This is a genomic window from Bacteroidota bacterium, assembly GCA_018816945.1.
GTDB lineage: Bacteria > Bacteroidota > Bacteroidia > Bacteroidales.
On the sequence record JAHIVC010000071.1, the window covers coordinates 48023 to 65364 of the forward strand.

Sequence of the window (17342 nt, forward strand, 5' to 3'; positions counted from 1 at the left end):
TTAATCATTTTTTCTTATTAGTCTACCAAAAGCAATTAATGAAGTAATAACCACTTCAGCATTTATAACTGCACTATCAATTATTTTATTACCAAGTTCAGCAGATGCAAAAGCAGCATCTCCAATAATACCATCGTGTCCAAGACCAGAATCATTTGAATGCCAAGGCCATGAAACAGCTTTATCAAGAATTAGTTCACTAACACGAGTTTGATCATTTTCTTCCAATGGAGGAGGAATGAGTTCTGTATTTACTAACTCTGGGGCTAATGCTAACATAATTGATGTTTCGCTTTTGCCACCATGAACCTCACTAAACTTTGATCCAGATTTTATTCGTGATAAAGCGCTTGGATGCATTACAATTGTAGCAACAGAATATCGAAAACGAAATTCTTCAATCAATGTATCGAGTATTCCTCTATTACCTCCGTGACCATTAACTATAATTATATTCCTAGCAGGTTGGGAATCTATCAGTCCTTTTATTAGTTCATGGAATAATTTTACGAACAGCTCGGTTGAAAACGAGATAGTACCAGATGCCCAAATATGCTCACTTGAGAGGCTAATTTCTAAAGGAGGTAGTAACCAAAGATCATATTTTTTGTAATACTTGGAAACCATTTTTCTTGCAAAACCATTCGCTAAAACGGTATCAGTGTTTAATGGTAAATGCTTTCCATGCTGTTCTGTAGCACCAACAGGTATGCACAATATAGAATCTGTAGTAAGGAAGTTTTGAACCTCAATGGAAGTAAGGTTATTGAAAAAACGCTTGGAATCAATCATATTTCATCATTTTTTGTTTATTTTATCGACTAATAAATATCTGTTTTAAACGGAATACAACCAATCAATGATTTATTTATTACATATTTTTTCCAATAATTCAAATCTGATAATTCACCATTTTGAGGAATCTTATTACGTAAATCATTCTCCAATTCATTATCTTCCCATAATTTTAAATCTGTTGAGAGACAAACTTTTTTTGATTTTCTTTTCAAAATAGTTAAAAGGGATTTACATTTTTCAGGTTCTCCTTCACGGATAATCAGATCAATCAATCCAAATGGAATTGCGTTTAGATATAATTTTGATAGCAAGGAAAATCCAGCGCAAACCCTTGGATTAATTTCATGAACAATAAAATAATCATTAAAAAAACAACCATCAATACCAAATGCCCCTCTATAACAAGACACGCTAATTAGTTTCTTTAAAATAATTAATATATTTTTTTTCGCTTTTATTATTAATTCATTTGGTAGAGAAATAGGGATTAAAATTCCTGATGCTTTAACCTTAAAATCTTTGCTATGAAAACCAACTATAGCCTCAACAGGACCAAATAAGATATACTGATTATCATTTATAAAACCATAAAAAGTTGCAGGGATACCCTCATTATAAGGTGCAACTCTAACCCCGTCACATTTTAAATATAATAACGTACATATTTTTTTTATAATTTTTAAAGGTGTATCAGGATGAATCATATAAACATAATCGGATCCCATTGCAATGAGCCCTTTTACATCACCAGATATTATACATGGTTTATTTTGTATGCAATAATCAAATAAGTCGTCAAATAGAAATCCATCTAAAAAATCCATATAAAAAGGGTTATAACCTTTTTGTCCTGCAGTCAGTACAGATTGATATTTCTTTTTTTCAATATCACACCATGTTGAATGCCTTCTACCAATTACAACTCTACCATCTAAACTTTCTGCACTTACGAAAGATCCAGCATATACTATTGCTTCTTTTAATGGATCAATTCTATGCAAGAAATTTTTAACTTCGTTGCTAGGATTCAATAAACCTTCATTGTGTGCATGAAAAAAATCAGTTATACTGCTGGTTTGATTTTCAGGTAAAGGGACATTTGTAACGCTTGCTGCGCCGGAATCAATAAAAAAATTACGAATAAGTTCTGAACCTGCTGACGATCCATATAAAAGTAATTTTTTATTACATACTATCTCTTCCAAATTCATCTTAATGGATTCTCGCAAATAGTTTATTTGCAATAAGCTAATATGTTCACTGACCCTAATCATATAAGCTTATTTATTTTCTTTATACAATCTGTACATAGATCGCATGAGTTATAATAATGTTCAATATTAATTTTCTCCCCATTTTCTTCAAGAAAATGAAATAATCCAATTGGTCCTTGATTTGATAAAATGGATATTATGTTATTATTTTCTGGATTATATCTTAGCAGAATATCATCTATTTTCTCATTAAAAACATTTCCAATTACTAATCCTCGACAAATATTAATATTCCCATTAGGTTGTACACGTAAACTTTTCACATCATACGGTGAATTTGAAAACTTTGACTCACCACAATGACTTGAGAAATCAATGTCGCCTTTTTCATAATACTTTTTAAGATATTTTTTAGCTAGACCTGATGGCACAATGTTGTTCCCTTTTGATGTTTTTATACCATATTTACTAATTGACTCAATAATATTTCTGGTTTTGTTATTATAAAAATTATCACTTTCTTCAGAAACAACCCAAGAAGGATGAATTTTTATATTTTCAAATTTGAAGGAAATCACATTTTTGATAAAAATCTCTACATAATTTATTTTAATAATTTCTTGGTGAAAGGCATCTACTGATAACAATATTTCATTAACTCCAGACTCAATAATTTTCTTAACCGTAACTCGTATCAAATCTTCATTATTTGTGAAGTAACCATTTGTAATGATCTCTCTATTTTTTATTCCACAATTTTTACCTATTTCATGAATATTAGCGGTTATTTCTGGATATAAAAGAGGCTCACCACCATATGTCATTATAGACTTTATATTGAAATTGATCGAGATGAATTCTATAAATTGCTTTATTATATCAAAATCAATAAATGAGTTATCCAAAACCCCTTCATCAATAATAACGGAGCAATGTTTACAACCACCACTGCATTTTTTGGTGACCAAAAATTCTAAACGTTCAATATTAAAATATTTCAACATGGTTTTTATAAGTATTTAGGGTTTTCATATATATTTAAAATTTACAAGACCCAAAGAAATTGCATGGAACCAAGCAGACTCGCTAAAGATTTTTTTATAATTTTTACCTGTTGAAGAGACATAAAAATGTGTTATAAAAACCATAAATTCTCCTTTCCGAAATCAGGGATGTTGTTGCTCTCGAAATGTGGGTATTTTTCTGCCACCATTTCGGGGTATTTTACAGTAACTGGCATGTTTTGCTGTGTTACCGATGTCCAGTACATGCGGCTGAACTGGTAAACCTGGTCTATCAGGTCGTTGATGAGTTTGCTGTTTTCCAGTAGTTTTTCATCGGTTGACTGGATATTGAGTTTTACCGGAAACGGGTATCCATCTCTGGAGCCGGGCATGGTTGTGCCATACCTCGTGTTATTGCAAAGTAAAAACTGATTTCTGCCAATGTTTACAAAGGTTCCGCTGTTCGGAATCATGTTGTTTGACGGGCAGGCTTTATCGAAGATTACCAGGTCACGGGATTCGGTCTTGTTCACAGTAACTACTATTACCGGAATATCTCCGAGGTTTAAACTATACAGGACTTCCAGGATTGGTTTCAGGTCTTTCCGGCTCATCCGCTTGTAAAAATGGATTACGAGGCGTTCAACACTTTTGTTCTTCTCAACAAAGTTTTCGACTGCATCACGGATCGAACCTGCCAGCATGGTTGTGGAATGTGCCGAATAGCAGTTGAAACTCTGGAAATGACCATCGTTTGAGAAACAGAAAGCGCTGCCAATGTACCGGCTTGCCATATTCCGGGATTTGAAAGCACCTACGCCTACTATTAATTCATTATAAATGGTTCGTTCCAAACGCCAGGGAACGCCTTCCAATTTTGCCAGAATTGCGATGGCAATGTTGGGCATACTGTAATTGAAATCGAGTGCGTTTATGGTTTCTGTTTCGATTACCTGAGAAGTAATGCCGTATTTCAGCAACTCGTATTTTACCTTGTAATACAGGCTGTGTATGGCTTTATCCGTTGTTTCTTTCGGATGCGGAGTGATGTAGATTGCCAAATATCTTGTCCCTGAAATACGGGGCCAGTTTTCAATTTGCTGTTGAACCTCCGGTATCGGGTTATTTTTATTCGTGAAAACAATACTCTTGTTGATGTCAACAAAGTAATTCATCTTCAGGAAGTCCTTTAAACTCTTTACATTCGGCTTAACCTTACCATCGAACCAATTCAGCAGTTTATCTGCCGTTGGGCGGTCGTTTTCATGATACAGCAGAATGAACTCAATTTTATTCAGTGGGGTCGGGGTGAAAGGACCATTCTTAACCAAACCCATAAAAGGGTTCAGGTCTGTTTTCTTGTTTCCGAAAATGAGCAGGTTGCTGTCTTTAGTAGTATTGAATGACCTGGGTTTCGGAACCTGAATAAAGTCAGAGGATTTGACCGGAATTATTTCTTTGAATTGTGGTGTGTCAATATGTGTTTTGACAAACCAGGATATTTCGTTGTAAAAGAATTTCAACTTGTTGGGGATCAGATTCGGCTCCCATTTAAAACCCAATGCTGAACGCAGGGAATTGCTCAATACCGGACGGACTTTGCTTAAATCCAACTTGGCTTCATCGGTTAATTTGTTGTAGGGGATAAGCTGACGGTTGTAAATTACTTTATGGATGGCTTCGGTGGGTGCGTTTATTTTGTTCAGTCCTTCTTTGAATACTTTGCTGATGCCTTCGTAGGAAATTACCAATTCCGGGAAATCGGTTATGCGTTTAATCTGCACCTTTATAACAAAGCGTTTGAAAATAAAGAACTGCCCGGTGCTTGCTTCTTTATCCCAGAACCAAAATTCATTGTCGTTTATGAAATTTGGCTTTGAAACGCTTGCCACTTTGTTAAAATAGCGGGAAATGAGCCACTGATAGTAATGTTTTGCAAAACGAGGGCTTTTATGAAGGATTACGGTCAGCTTTTTTTCATCGGGACTTGGTTCAAAGTTTACGTATAGATATTGTGCAGTGGGGTTCAGTTTCGGAAATAAATCTTCAATATTAACAGGCCATTCGGTTTTGTGAATTGAAAACAAGCCATCTGCTTTTTCGACAGAAAAAGAAAATTCGGCAGTTTCAGCCGGATGGTTGAATGTGAGAATGTTTAATATGAGATTTTGGTCTGCCATTATTCTTTTTTATCTGTTCATATCTGTTTTTTAAAAGAGTGTTTTACCATATTTTACCAACCAATCACTTGCCTGCTTGTAATCAGGACATAAAAGAGACAACTTCAACCAAAAGGATTGCGTATGTTTTAAAATTAAAGTGTGCGTTAATTCGTGCAGGATTAAATAATCAATCACATACTTTGGGGCTTTTATCAAACGCCAATTAAATGACAAGTGATTATCTTTTGAACAATTGCCCCATTTGGTTTTTGTATCACGAACGAAAACCTTATTGTATTTGAATTTGTGCTGAGAAGCAAGCTCTCGTAAACGAGCGGTGATATAGTCTTTAGCTTGCGATTTGTACCATTTTTCTAATAAAACTGAGTTGTCAATATCGAAATCCGATTGATATGCCTCGCCAAACAACAGAATTTGACCTTCTTCTAATTTTACAGGGTTAATTTGCTCCTGACTAAAAAATGATTGTTGTTTTTTAATCCAACCTTCTTTCTGGGAAAGCAAACGGGAAATATCATCCTGAGAGAAATCCTCAGGAATAATCAGCTTAACACGTTTTTCTTCATTCACGTTGATGCGTGCGTGTTTTACTTTTTTTCGTTCGATGATATATTCAGTTTGCAATGTCATTATAAAGCATAGTGTTGAATTAATCTGTTCAGTAGTTTTTCAGCAAGTTCAGCATTACCGCAAAGGTCTAATTGCTCATACTTATCATCACACAGCAAATAGGCAATTTCAGCCATTGTGTTTCGTCTCTCCTGATCGCTTTCCTGCCAACCTGTATAGCGTTTGTTTTTAATGCTTTTGCCGATTTCAAAGGCAAGAGCTTTGGCTTCATCTTCCGGTAGTAAGTCTCCTTTCAGGTTTTTGATTTCCTGAAAAATGGTAAACTCACCCAAATCCTCAAAGCCCATCCGCTGTGGCAAACTTTCCGCCTGTTCCACTTCGTTGAAGAGTGTTTCAAGGTCATTTAAAATGTCTTCTATTGATTTTGCTTTTTCACGCTTCTGCTTTATAAGAGCTTCCAGACGTTTAAGGTAATCAATGTAAACAGGATTTTGCAATTCATTTTTACGAACAACCGTTTCAATATCCCTGATAATCTTTTCCGCTTTATCATCAGGGCTAAGCTTGGTATTATTGATTTTATCAATGTAATTGCTGTCTATTTTCACTTCCGGTAAGTGACCCCTGAAATCCAAAACTTTGGTGCTGTCCTGTAATAGTTTTCTTGTCTTGGCTGCATAAAATTCAGCATCAAAATCAAGTCGTTTGAACTCGGACAGGTAAATTTGATAGATGGTAAGCAGCCACTGATATTTTGCGAAATACGGAATCAGCAGTGCACTTGGGGAAATTGCTTCGTATAACTGGACTACTTTCCGAAAGTCTTTTTCAAATTCGTTCCTGTCAATGGTGTTGAGAATCCTGACTATTTCAATAGTACATTGATAAGTATCTTCAAGTTTGATTGATTCAAAAGGTTGCATTGCTTTGTCAAGCAGTTCTGGAAACTGAAGGAATAATTCGGCTTCATCTTTGAAAGTCCCAATATCGGCAGGATCATAGTTCAAAGCATTGTTTAAGTCTTTGAAAATGCCAAGATAATCAACAATTCTTCCGCATTGTTTTGATACTCCGGTTGGTTTGTCATCATAAGGACGGTTGGTGCGTGCAATTGCCTGCAGCAGGGTATGGTCTTTAAAGGGACTATCCAAATACATTGCCTGCTCAATGGGTGCATCAAAACCGGTCAGCAACATATTGCAAACAATCAAAATTTTCAGGTTGTTGCCATTTTTTATTTCTTCGGGAGTAATCCGCTTTTTAAACTTTTTCACAATTTTCTTTAAATCACCATCATTCAGATAGTGATCTTTGAAAAGATTGTAGCGATCCTCCGGCTCGTTGTGCATTTTGCTGAAAACAATCTGGATTTCGCTTGTATCGAAGCCATTTTTTAGCAATTCATTATAATAGGTAACGCAGGCTTCTTTGTCCACAGCAACAACCTGAGCCTTGAAGCCATCGGGTTCAACCTTTGTTCTGTAGTCTTCGGCTATATCTTTTGCTACCAGTGCAATTCTTTCAGGCTTCTTGATTATGGTTTTCCAGGGTTGAACTCTTTTTTGTACTGCCTGTTTTTCTTCTTTGCTTAATTCCTTAGAAAGCTCATCCCATCCTTTTTTCAGGTTTTCCTTATCTAACTGTAAATCGGTAGGGCCAAAGGTGTAAATGATTTCAACGGTTGCACCGTCATCAATTGAATCTTTTATGCTGTACCTGTCCAGATATTTTTCAAATTCATTGGTGGAAATTTTACCAAATTCCCTTATCGTTTTCGGAATGGGCGTACCGGTAAAAGCAAAACGGCTTGCTTCAGGTAAAACAGCCTTTAGTTCTGAATGAAAATCGCCATACTGAGTACGATGTGCTTCATCAATCAGTACAAATACATTTTCCCTTTCATCTTTGAGGTCGCCTAAATCCTGAAACTTCTGAATGGTGCTGATAATTACTTCACCGGATTGTGCTGTGATTTTTTGTTTTAACTGACCAATGTTTGTAGGTTTGAACGTGTTTGGAAAGTCGCATTCTTCAAATGTGTCACCTATCTGGTCTTTCAAATCTTTACGGTCAACTACAATATAAACGGTGGGGTCTTTAAGTAAAGGATTGTTGCGGAGTTTGTAAGCGGTGAATAAGATGGTGAGGCTTTTCCCTGAACCCTGAGTATGCCAGATTACACCATGTTTCATTGCCTTACCGATTACCCTGTCAACGATTTTATTAGCTGCCCTGAATTGTTGATACCGGGCAACTTTTTTTACAATTCCAGCCTCGGGAGACCTTTCAAAAACAATGAAATTTTGCAGAATATCCAACACACGTTCGGGTTGAAGTAACCCGCAAAGCGATTGTTTCATTTGCTCGTATGCAGGAATATCAAGATCCAATAAACCTGTTTCGGGGTTCTGAATGGTAGAAAAAGTATTGTTTTTAATTACAGGATTGTTTTCTGGATTATGGACTGACAGGTCTTTCCACTCGAAAAAGAATGATGCAGATGAACCCAGAGTGCCGTATTTGGAGAACTTGCCATTGGCTGCAACGCCAAACAAATTACAGATGTATAGTTTTGATGCTTTGCTGTCGTAGCGACCTAATTGTTTTATCCCTTCAAAATAATTTGAGTTCTGTTTTGCCCTTTGCTTTGCTTCGATGCAGATTAGAGGAATACCATTTATGAGTAATACCACATCGGGCTTTACCAAATCACTGCCCTGAACCCAATACTGACGAGTAACAATGAAACTATTATTCCAGATGTCTTCAAAATCAATGATTCTGATGGTTTTATCGTCCTGGTCAATCTTAACATTAACACCTTTCGTGATAAGCTCCAGGAATAGTTCATTTGCTGTTAATGAATTGGGGTTATTGAAAGGGGCATACAGAATATCCATAACTTTTTTGGCATCGGCAGCGGTAATGCTGTTGATGCTTTGGATTTTTTCGGATAAAATTGTATCAATTACCGGGTTTGAAATCGGACGTTTGTATTGTTTCAAATCCTCATCAGGGCGGGGTGTCCAGCCCAAAAGACTTAACCAATCAAAGATTGGCATTTCTACTCCGTGTAATTCTGAAATTTGTGTCATAATGTTATTCAATTACGGCGTTAATTCTTTCTAAAAACTGACTTTCTTTTTCTTTGAAATCATCCTGAACTTCATCTTTTACTGAATTATTAATAAAAGACAAATCAATGCCATCTACAATAAATTTTGTATCAGAGCCATTGCCGTCAAAGAGGGAATTACTTTTTGACTTTGATGCGAATGTTTCTGAAATTGAGGAAGAGATAGGATACAACAAGCCTCCTGCAATTACATTTTTACTTTGTTGATAGTAATTGATGTATGTATGAATCTGGAAAAAGTCGGTGCGGTCAAAATCAATCTTCCTGAAAAGCATTTGTTTGTATTTTGCATCCCAAACCAAAACATCGTTATTCCTTTGCATTACAATATCTGGAATCAACTGCTTTTGATGATACTTTCCGGAATATGTTATAGGTTTATCATTTCTGATACTCCAACCTTTTGCAGCTAATTTCCTTTTTAACAAGGATTTTAGGTAAAGCTCCCAAACCTCAGCCATGTCAATAAAAAAGCTATATCCTTTGGTTTTATCTTTATCCTGAATGTTGTTGCCTATACTCTTACCTTGCAATAAATCCCAGGAAAAAACAACAACTGGTTTAAATGACTGATAGATGTCCTTATAGCGAATATTTTGATACTCAGAGAATGAAATATGCCTTTTTTGCAAACGGGCAGATTCAAATTGAATAATTGCATCCTGAGTATTATTTGGTGTGTTCAAAGAGCCTAAATGATAATCCTTTAATAGGATGTTATATGCCTGGAGTAGTATCTGAGCAATTACTTCATTTGCTTCTTTTTCTCTGTAATTTGAAATAAGCTCGGATGAAGTAAATAAGGTTTTTATTGACTTCTGAATGTTTATGCGACCTCTTATAGTTTGACCTCTGTGGGTTTTAGTTATTGTATTTCTTGGCAAACCATGCTTATTAGCTTTTGCCAGCATATTAAGCCATAGAAATGAAATGAGTTTTTTTATCAGAAACTGAAAATCCTGACGATGATTCAGCGTGTGACTTGATTCAGTGAGCTTAACATTGAAAATTTCTTCCAGCATTCTGAATAAATGCAGCTCGCCAAACCTTGGTTTTATTAATATCTTATAATAATTATCCTTGTATTTAAATGTGGCTTCGCCCACTAAACGACCAGCCCACCATGTGCCGGAATAATAGTCGTACTCAGCAACTGGTAATTTTTCGTCGTTGTAATAGTCGGAACTGAAATGAAATGTATTGATTGTTGATACTGAATGGGCAAAAAAATGCAATACCTCTTCTTGTTCGGGTTTTAACTTAAAAGGTGAGCAATCATTTGCTTCAATTAATATGTATTCAGCATCATTCATTATTCAGTAAGATGTTTTGAAACAGATTTATTTTTTCTTGTTGTGCCTGTTTATCCATGTTTCCTAAAAAGGCTTCAAGCATTGGTTTTATCGAAATTTCCCATAGAACTTTTACAGGACCATTAGCTTTGAATAGTTTTAGGCGAGGGAAACCTTCAATATCACGGAACGAACAGAAAATATCAACTACCTCAGCAAAAAATGTATGACCGATTTCGAACTGTTTGCCCAGTTCATCCATTGCTTTAATATGATTATTGAACAGTTGAGCCCTGTTTACAAAGGTGTCAATATCTTCATCGGAAATTCTTACTTCGAGATTGGCTCTTTTTTCAATCATCATATTCCGCAAAACACCTGCACTAAAACCGTAGAAAAACCAAACAAAGCGACGGCGAAGTGCAAAATCAATGCGTTCCAATGAAAAGTCAATTTCGTTCATAGTGCCTATGATGTAGAGGTTTTGAGGCACCTTTATTGTAAAACCGCCAATGGAAAGTTTTATTTCTTCCTCTCTGTTTTCGAGACCAGAAAAAAGCTCGCCAAACAAACGGGATAAGTCTATTCTGTTTATTTCGTCAAGAATTAATACATGGGGATAATCATCTTTCCTGACTTCTTCAATAAGGTTAAGAAAATAGCCTTTTACCGGAATGGTATTGCCTTCTTTAATTTGAATACCTGCAATAAAATCTTCAAAAGTATAGTTCGGATGAAGCTGTAACCGATGAATACGAGGGGAAGTAACATCAGGATTGTCTTTGAAATATGTTTTTACATTTTCCCTGTTGCTGAAGTAATGCTGATAAATCAAGGTTTTTGCCAAAGCTTTGGCTGAATGGGTTTTGCTTGTACCCGGAGGGCCATATAAGATAATTGATTTTTTATATTGTAGTGCCTGAAATTCATTAAAACTTGTTTCACCCAAGTTAAAATTCCAGATATTTCGGATTTCATCATCATAAAAAGTGAAATCAGTTTCACCACTGTATTCTGATATTTTTTGACGGATGTATAGGATTTGTTCTTCACGGTTAGCTTCTTTAATTTCTTTTGGGGCATCATCGAGCAATTTGTGAAATGCACCATAGATTTGGTTTTTATGACCTTCGGAATAAACAGGTTCGTACTTGTCGGGGTTAGCCAAATGCAATAATATGTTGTACATTGTAAGCAAACCTTCGGGTATTAAATGCCATACATCGGGATCAACGATTGTGCTTGTTTCACTATCCCAATTAAAACGACATACGAGGCACATTTTTTCAACCATTTCATTTGCCTGCTCTAAGGTTTTAATATTACCGGCAGCAACTGAAAGTTTAAGCTGTTTGCAAACCAAAAGGATTAAAGCAATTTCATTCGGCTTATTGTATTTTAAATAAGGTCCTGCAGATCCAAAACCATTATCGGGAATAACATTGTCTTTTATGGGAACCGTAAGAAATTCGCCAAGTACATTTATAGGAACTTCCTTTTTGAAGTTTTTACGAAAATCGCTTGGAGCCATGCACCATAACCAATTGGCATGGGCAAATACCAGGCGACTTTCATAAGTTGCACCCTCAAACTGTTTTTTAATTTTATTATCGAAGCTGTCGCTGCCTTCAAGGTATTTAACAATGAATCTTTGAATGTTATCATCAAGTGCTGTGATGGTAAAAACATCTTTTTCATCAGTCAAAAAACTATTGTCCTGCAAAATGCAGGCACTTATAAATTCATTGTATAAATCATATACTCGTTGATCTGCCCAGTCTGGTTTCATACGCTGTTGTTGTTAATTTGCCAAATCAATTGTTTTAAAAAACTTTTGCCCCAGAGTGTAGGGAATATCTTTGTTGTGCTGCAACCTGCCAATGATTATTGCAGGGTGTGTTTTTATTTTCCGTGCATACTCATAAAATGCTTCTTCGGTATCAGGCAGGTTTTCTTTTAGTTCGGCTTCTTCCTCGTGTGTGAATGTCCATTTTACGGCAAACTCATCTGCTTCCTTTTCTTTTTCGAGGTCTTTGTCTTTGTATTCGATCTGCTCTAAGAAAATTTCTTTTTTGCCGTGCAAGAGGATATGTCCTGCTTCATGGAAAAATGAGAACCAAAACTTATCGTTTCGTTTGCCTCTGCCAGTGAGTTGGATTAACGGAGTATCGTTCATCCAACGTGTTGCACCGCTGATAGGGGCTTTAGGCAGAAATGGCGTATGAACCACTTTAACACCGGCTTTTAAGCAAATATTCTGGAGCTGATGAAAGAAATCACCGGGCTGCTCTGCCATTACTGACTTAATTTCCGGTAATATTTCCTTGAAGGTTTTTTCGGAATAGGGTTTTGCCTGAATTTGCTGGGCGGAAAGCTCACCTTTTCGCAACCAGGCTGAAATGGCATAAGGTTCTTTGGTATGTACCAAAGAAATGCGAAACGCCACTTTTAACTGTTGGTTGCAATAGTAATCCTCCCAGGATTTGTGAGAAGCCACACCGAAGAATGCCAAAAGTTGTGCTGCCATTGCCTGTTTTGAGGGCAGGGCATTTAACCAGCCAAACTTAACCATTTGAGCCAAAGGAAAGTTCTTTGCCCAAACAACCGCTTTTTCGATAACTTCCTGACGTTTAACACGGGCAAGATATTCATCGTAGCCACGCTGACTGTTGAGCCAGAAATGAGCAGGGATTTTTGTTACATTCTCGAATTGCACTGCCATATCAGCCGTGATGGAACTATCGCCTTTAAGAATCGCCGTGATGGTTTTTTCCGGCTTACCGGTACGCAATGCAAATTCTTTAGGACCCATTCCCATTTCTTCCAATTTTTCAATTAGTGTTTCGCTTGGGTGCGGGACAGACTGCGGAAAATACTGATTTTGCTTTACCATGACTATTTTTCTTTATGATAGTTAATAATTTCTATTACTTCAACGCCTTTAATCTCGAACCAGATATATACACCATGTTCATCGGTGGGGATGGGGCTTTCGTGAGGCTCGAAAACCAACCTGTAAGGTTGGTCGAGGTCGCAAGCCCATTGACCTTTACGATTGCCGATAAGATCATGGTAATTGCCCGGTAAATACCTAACATCCTCAAGAGTTTGAGCATCCTTGAGTTGATTAAGACGGCGGCGGAATATTTCCGCCCTGATTTTGCCCATCTCTTTAAGACATTTGCGGTCATCGTTTGCCAGTTTTTCGAGTTTTTTATCGCTGAATGTAATTTCCATGCAAAGATACATTTAATTTGGTTAACACCTGCTGTTAATTAAAAATATTTTTCATCTTACCCTTAACTGACCTGTTAATAGCTTCTGCATCAGTGATTTTTTAAGTTTTTCAAGCTTAGGAATTTTTTGAGATTTACTTCTTATGCCATCTTCAATGAGCTTTATCCGCCCTGCTATTATTCTTTGCTCTTCAATTTCTGGCACTGAAATTTGAATTACGTTTTTGAAAATTTTGGCAGGTACTCTTTGTCTTCCTGTTGTACCCTCCATTAAAGCAACAGCTCTACCATGAACACTATGAGTAATAAGATTAAGGTATAAGAAATATCCATCAACGTTTTCAGTTGGACTGATAGAGATAAATTCAGTAGAGCCAAACCCAATATCAGTCGAACAACCTTCAATAAAAGCAATTTTCCCATTTTCTGTACATGGAGTAATTTTTGCGAAAAGGATATCACCGTTTTTGAATTTTGCAAAACCACTATTACGTTTCTCAATAAAAATCTTTTCGTACTTGATAACACCTTTGTATTTTTCATCAACATCAGACATTTCTAAAAAGTCAAAATATTGGTTAATCTCATACTCGTAATTTGGGTTTACTTTTGCTACATCACTATCACCCAAAAACTTTACTGACCATCCGACAGGAACTTTCCCAAACTTATCATCCATATAAAACTCTTCCACATTTCGCCAGGTGCCATCGGGTTTCATTTTGCCGGTAAGCAGGTTTTGCATGAGGGATTTTTTGAGACGTTCGAGTTTTGCAATGCTCGTACGGGTGGCTTTTATGGTATCGTCAACAGATGATAGGATGGAGGCGATTTTTTGCTGTTCGGGAAATTCAGGTTTTGGTAATAGCTGTTTCAGGAAAAAGCGGTATTCAAGATTACGGATTCCATTGGTTTGATTCTGCATAATCTGTGTAAAACCAGCACTGTGCATTTGATAAAGGCAATAAAACAAATATTTTGGGTCAATGCCGGGCTTAACAGAAATGCGTTGTATGAAGTTTGCATAAGCAAAACCTTGTTCAGCAACATCTTTTGTTATAAATGAAACCCTGCCGACAGGCTGAGTTTCACTACCACCAGAACGTTCAATCAGGATTTCGTTTTCTTCGAGACTCAATGCTTCAAAGACAGCAGGTTCTAAAAATCGTTTGGCTACATCAGATAAATCAAGATAGCCGGAATCATTAAAATTTGTGCTCCGCACTACATTCATTGAAGCATCCACAGGATCGGAACCCCAGCTTCCGGCATCGTTTTTATCAATCATTTCCTTTAATGGCATAACATCAAAGGCAGGATTGCATAAGCCTAATCTTGATAATTTACTTTGCATTTACAAGGGTTTTTAAATGGTTATCCAATAGGTTTTCTGCTTTCTTTTCTTCTTTCAAAACTGATTCAAGGTCGGAAACAGCAGTATTTATAGGAATTTCTTCTTCCGGTTCAACAGTATCAATGTAGCGGGGCAGGTTGAGGTTAAACTCGTTTTCGAGAATCTCGTCAATTTCAATCAGTGAGAAATAGCGTTTACGCAGTTCAGGATTGTCGAACACTTCGAGTAGTTCCGCACTCACCGCTTTTATGGCTTCCTTTTCTCGTACTGCTTCCTGCCGGGCATCCTCAAGAGCTTTGTCACGCTTTTGCAGGGTTTCGGTAAGTTTAGCCAATTTCTTTTCCACTTTTTCAATATCAGCATTGCTGATGGCTGCCTTGCCATCGGCTTTCACTTTTAATTCAAGTACAGCACCGTTTTCAAGTCTCAGGTGAAGGATGTTCTTTTCTTCTACAGGTAGTTTCAGGTTGCCTTTAGCATCGGGCAGAAACTCAAATTTCCCATTCTTCACTTTGCATTTAACAGTATTGTCTTTGGTGGTAGTAAATTCAAGTGTTTGCTCCGTTTCCGACAGCTCTTTTATATTTCGGAGCAAAGCATCGGTTTTTATCCAATCCTGCTGTTCTTCTTTAAAATTGTCGTTGATTTCGAGTTCTTTGAAAGCAAGGTAGTCATCAACCAACTGGAATAAGCGGGCTTCTTCAGTCGGGATAATTCTTATGGCTTCTGCCTTATCTCCGTAACTTTCGAGCTGTACCAGCAATCGCATCACATCCTGAGGCCGCAATACATTCTGAACAGGTTCTTCTTTGTACCATCCCTTTTTTGCACCCCAAACCATTAAGATTTTGTCTTTGCGGTGTTCAGGCTTATTCTTATTAAAAAACAGGATGCAACCCGGAATGGTATTGCCATAGAAAACATTTTCGGGCAGGGCTACAATGGCATCAAGAATATTTTTGTCTTCTTCGCCAATGCCTTCAATAAAACCACGCCGTATGAGGTAAATATCATCGGCTTTGCGGTTTTGACCGTCCTCTTCCTCGGTTTTTTCAGGTTGTCCTTTAAATAAAACGCCATTGGGACAAACAACAGCAGCTTTGCCATCTTCCTCTAATGATGCAATGATATGCTGAATAAAGGCAAAGTCGCCGTTTGAGAAATCCGGCACACCATATATAAAACGGTTAAATTTATCGGAATAGCTGTCTTTTGAAGGAAATGAAAATTGAGGTGAGCCGTCTTTATTCAAAACTGCTTTGCCTTTCTTGTCTTTCTTCGGTGTGCCATTGCCTGCCCAGTTTTCGACTGAGAAAGGGAAATTTGCAAATACCATATCAAAGGTTTCAATGCTATGCTCGTCTTTCAGGAATTTCGGGTCTCTTATTGTATCACCTTGTACAATTTTGCCTTCCAAACCGTGCAGCATAATATTCATGGTTGCAATGGCCCAAGTAGTCCAGATGGTTTCCTGACCATATAAACGTAATCCTTTGAGTTCACTGTTTTTTTCTCTTACATAGTCGGCAGTTTTTACCAAAAATCCGCCTGAACCGCAAGTGGGATCGTAAATGCGTTGGCCGTTTTGAGGTTTCAAGGTACGGACCATCAATTCAACAATTTCAGGAGGAGTATAAAACTGACCGGCAACCGTACCACCTTTGTTTTCATCAGCAAAGCGTTTTATCAGGTATTCGTAAGCATGACCTAATATATCCAATGGTACACGGTCGTTTGAAAGTTTCATCGGGTCGAGATGATTTATTAGCTCCTGCAAAATGCTCGGGTCAAGCCGTTTCCTGCCGGATCCATCGGGAGCGGCTTCATTCCAACGGACAGCATTGATAATTCCTTTCAACGGGAATGAGCCATCGGCTAATTTGTTTGCATCAGCTATGCCATCACAGGCTTTTTGCATCAATTCATTCTTTTTGTCAAGCGGAGCTTGCTTCACATCATCCCAAAAGCAGCCGGAAGGGATCACAAACTGATGGGCATACTTGGTAATTTGCTCCAATTGTTTGGTATTGGGTTGTTTCCCATATTTTTCTTCAAATTCAGATACCTTATTTGATTCTTCCCAGGTATAGTTGTCAGACAATCGCTTGTAAAAAAGCAATGTGAGAATGTACGACTTGTAATCTTCAACTTTGCCATAAAGAATATCTGCCATTCCCCAAAGGAAGTTTCCCAATTGTTGTTTTGTAATCATTCCGATTTCCTGTTTTTAAGTTTAACATTCTTTTCTGCCGTCTTCAATGATTTTAAAGCGACATCCTCGTCTTTTACAAGATCATAAACTTTTTCTGCAAGCCAAAGAGAGAGTAGTTCCTCTTTATCTACATTGTAAAGTTCGGCAAGTAAAAGCACTTGTTCCCTACGTGCCTGTCGTTCCCCTTTTTCCAGCTTGCTTACAAAAGCTGTATCAGCTTTCAGACAAGCTGCAACCTCACGTTGCCTGATTTTCAGCGTTTCACGCAGGTTGCGTATGTGTTCACTAAATTGGCTCATGTTGTTATTTATTGTCTTGTCAATCATTGACAAAAATAAACATA

13 protein-coding genes are annotated in these 17342 nt (G+C 37.1%); all 13 read right to left on the bottom strand.

Translation table 11 applies throughout. From position 1 onward, the window contains the following. Positions 1-792 carry a creatininase family protein gene (locus KKG99_11245; protein ID MBU1013573.1) on the bottom strand — a complete coding sequence of 264 codons (792 nt, stop codon included), beginning with the start codon at positions 790-792 and terminating at the stop codon, positions 1-3. Between the two features lie 29 nt (positions 793-821). After that, entirely contained in the window at positions 822-2009 is a 1188-nt protein-coding gene (locus tag KKG99_11250) for a hypothetical protein (GenBank protein ID MBU1013574.1), read from the bottom strand. A 59-nt stretch (positions 2010-2068) separates the two neighbouring features. Continuing rightward, a complete protein-coding gene (locus KKG99_11255) occupies positions 2069-3016 on the bottom strand; it encodes a radical SAM protein (protein MBU1013575.1) in 948 nt (315 codons plus the stop codon). 131 nt (positions 3017-3147) lie between these two features. Beyond that, positions 3148-5196, bottom strand: a complete 2049-nt coding sequence (locus tag KKG99_11260; protein MBU1013576.1) for a hypothetical protein — start codon at positions 5194-5196, stop codon at positions 3148-3150. Between the two features lie 30 nt (positions 5197-5226). Continuing rightward, positions 5227-5829, bottom strand: coding sequence for a M48 family metallopeptidase (locus tag KKG99_11265; GenBank protein ID MBU1013577.1), 603 nt, complete (start codon positions 5827-5829; stop codon positions 5227-5229). Continuing rightward, positions 5829-8864, bottom strand: coding sequence for a type I restriction endonuclease subunit R (locus KKG99_11270; GenBank protein ID MBU1013578.1), 3036 nt, complete (start codon positions 8862-8864; stop codon positions 5829-5831). Before KKG99_11270 ends, KKG99_11265 begins: the two co-directional genes overlap by 1 nt. Before the next feature lie 4 nt (positions 8865-8868). Beyond that, on the bottom strand, positions 8869-10218 hold the full coding sequence (locus KKG99_11275; protein ID MBU1013579.1) for an McrC family protein: 1350 nt from the start codon (positions 10216-10218) through the stop codon (positions 8869-8871). Continuing rightward, a complete protein-coding gene (locus tag KKG99_11280) occupies positions 10211-11986 on the bottom strand; it encodes an AAA family ATPase (protein ID MBU1013580.1) in 1776 nt (591 codons plus the stop codon). The genes KKG99_11275 and KKG99_11280 overlap by 8 nt, the downstream gene beginning before the upstream one ends. A 12-nt stretch (positions 11987-11998) precedes the next feature. Further along, complete coding sequence (locus KKG99_11285; protein MBU1013581.1) at positions 11999-13090, bottom strand: ImmA/IrrE family metallo-endopeptidase; 1092 nt, start codon at positions 13088-13090, stop codon at positions 11999-12001. 2 nt (positions 13091-13092) lie between these two features. Further along, entirely contained in the window at positions 13093-13434 is a 342-nt protein-coding gene (locus KKG99_11290) for a type II toxin-antitoxin system RelE/ParE family toxin (GenBank protein ID MBU1013582.1), read from the bottom strand. 51 nt (positions 13435-13485) lie between these two features. Then, a complete protein-coding gene (locus KKG99_11295; protein MBU1013583.1) occupies positions 13486-14787 on the bottom strand; it encodes a restriction endonuclease subunit S in 1302 nt (433 codons plus the stop codon). Further along, the gene (locus tag KKG99_11300) at positions 14777-16999 is read right to left on the bottom strand and encodes an N-6 DNA methylase (protein ID MBU1013584.1); all 2223 of its coding nucleotides are present in this window, start codon (positions 16997-16999) and stop codon (positions 14777-14779) included. The genes KKG99_11295 and KKG99_11300 overlap by 11 nt, the downstream gene beginning before the upstream one ends. Continuing rightward, a complete protein-coding gene (locus tag KKG99_11305; GenBank protein MBU1013585.1) occupies positions 16996-17298 on the bottom strand; it encodes a helix-turn-helix domain-containing protein in 303 nt (100 codons plus the stop codon). Before KKG99_11305 ends, KKG99_11300 begins: the two co-directional genes overlap by 4 nt. Between the last annotated feature and the right edge of the window lie 44 nt (positions 17299-17342).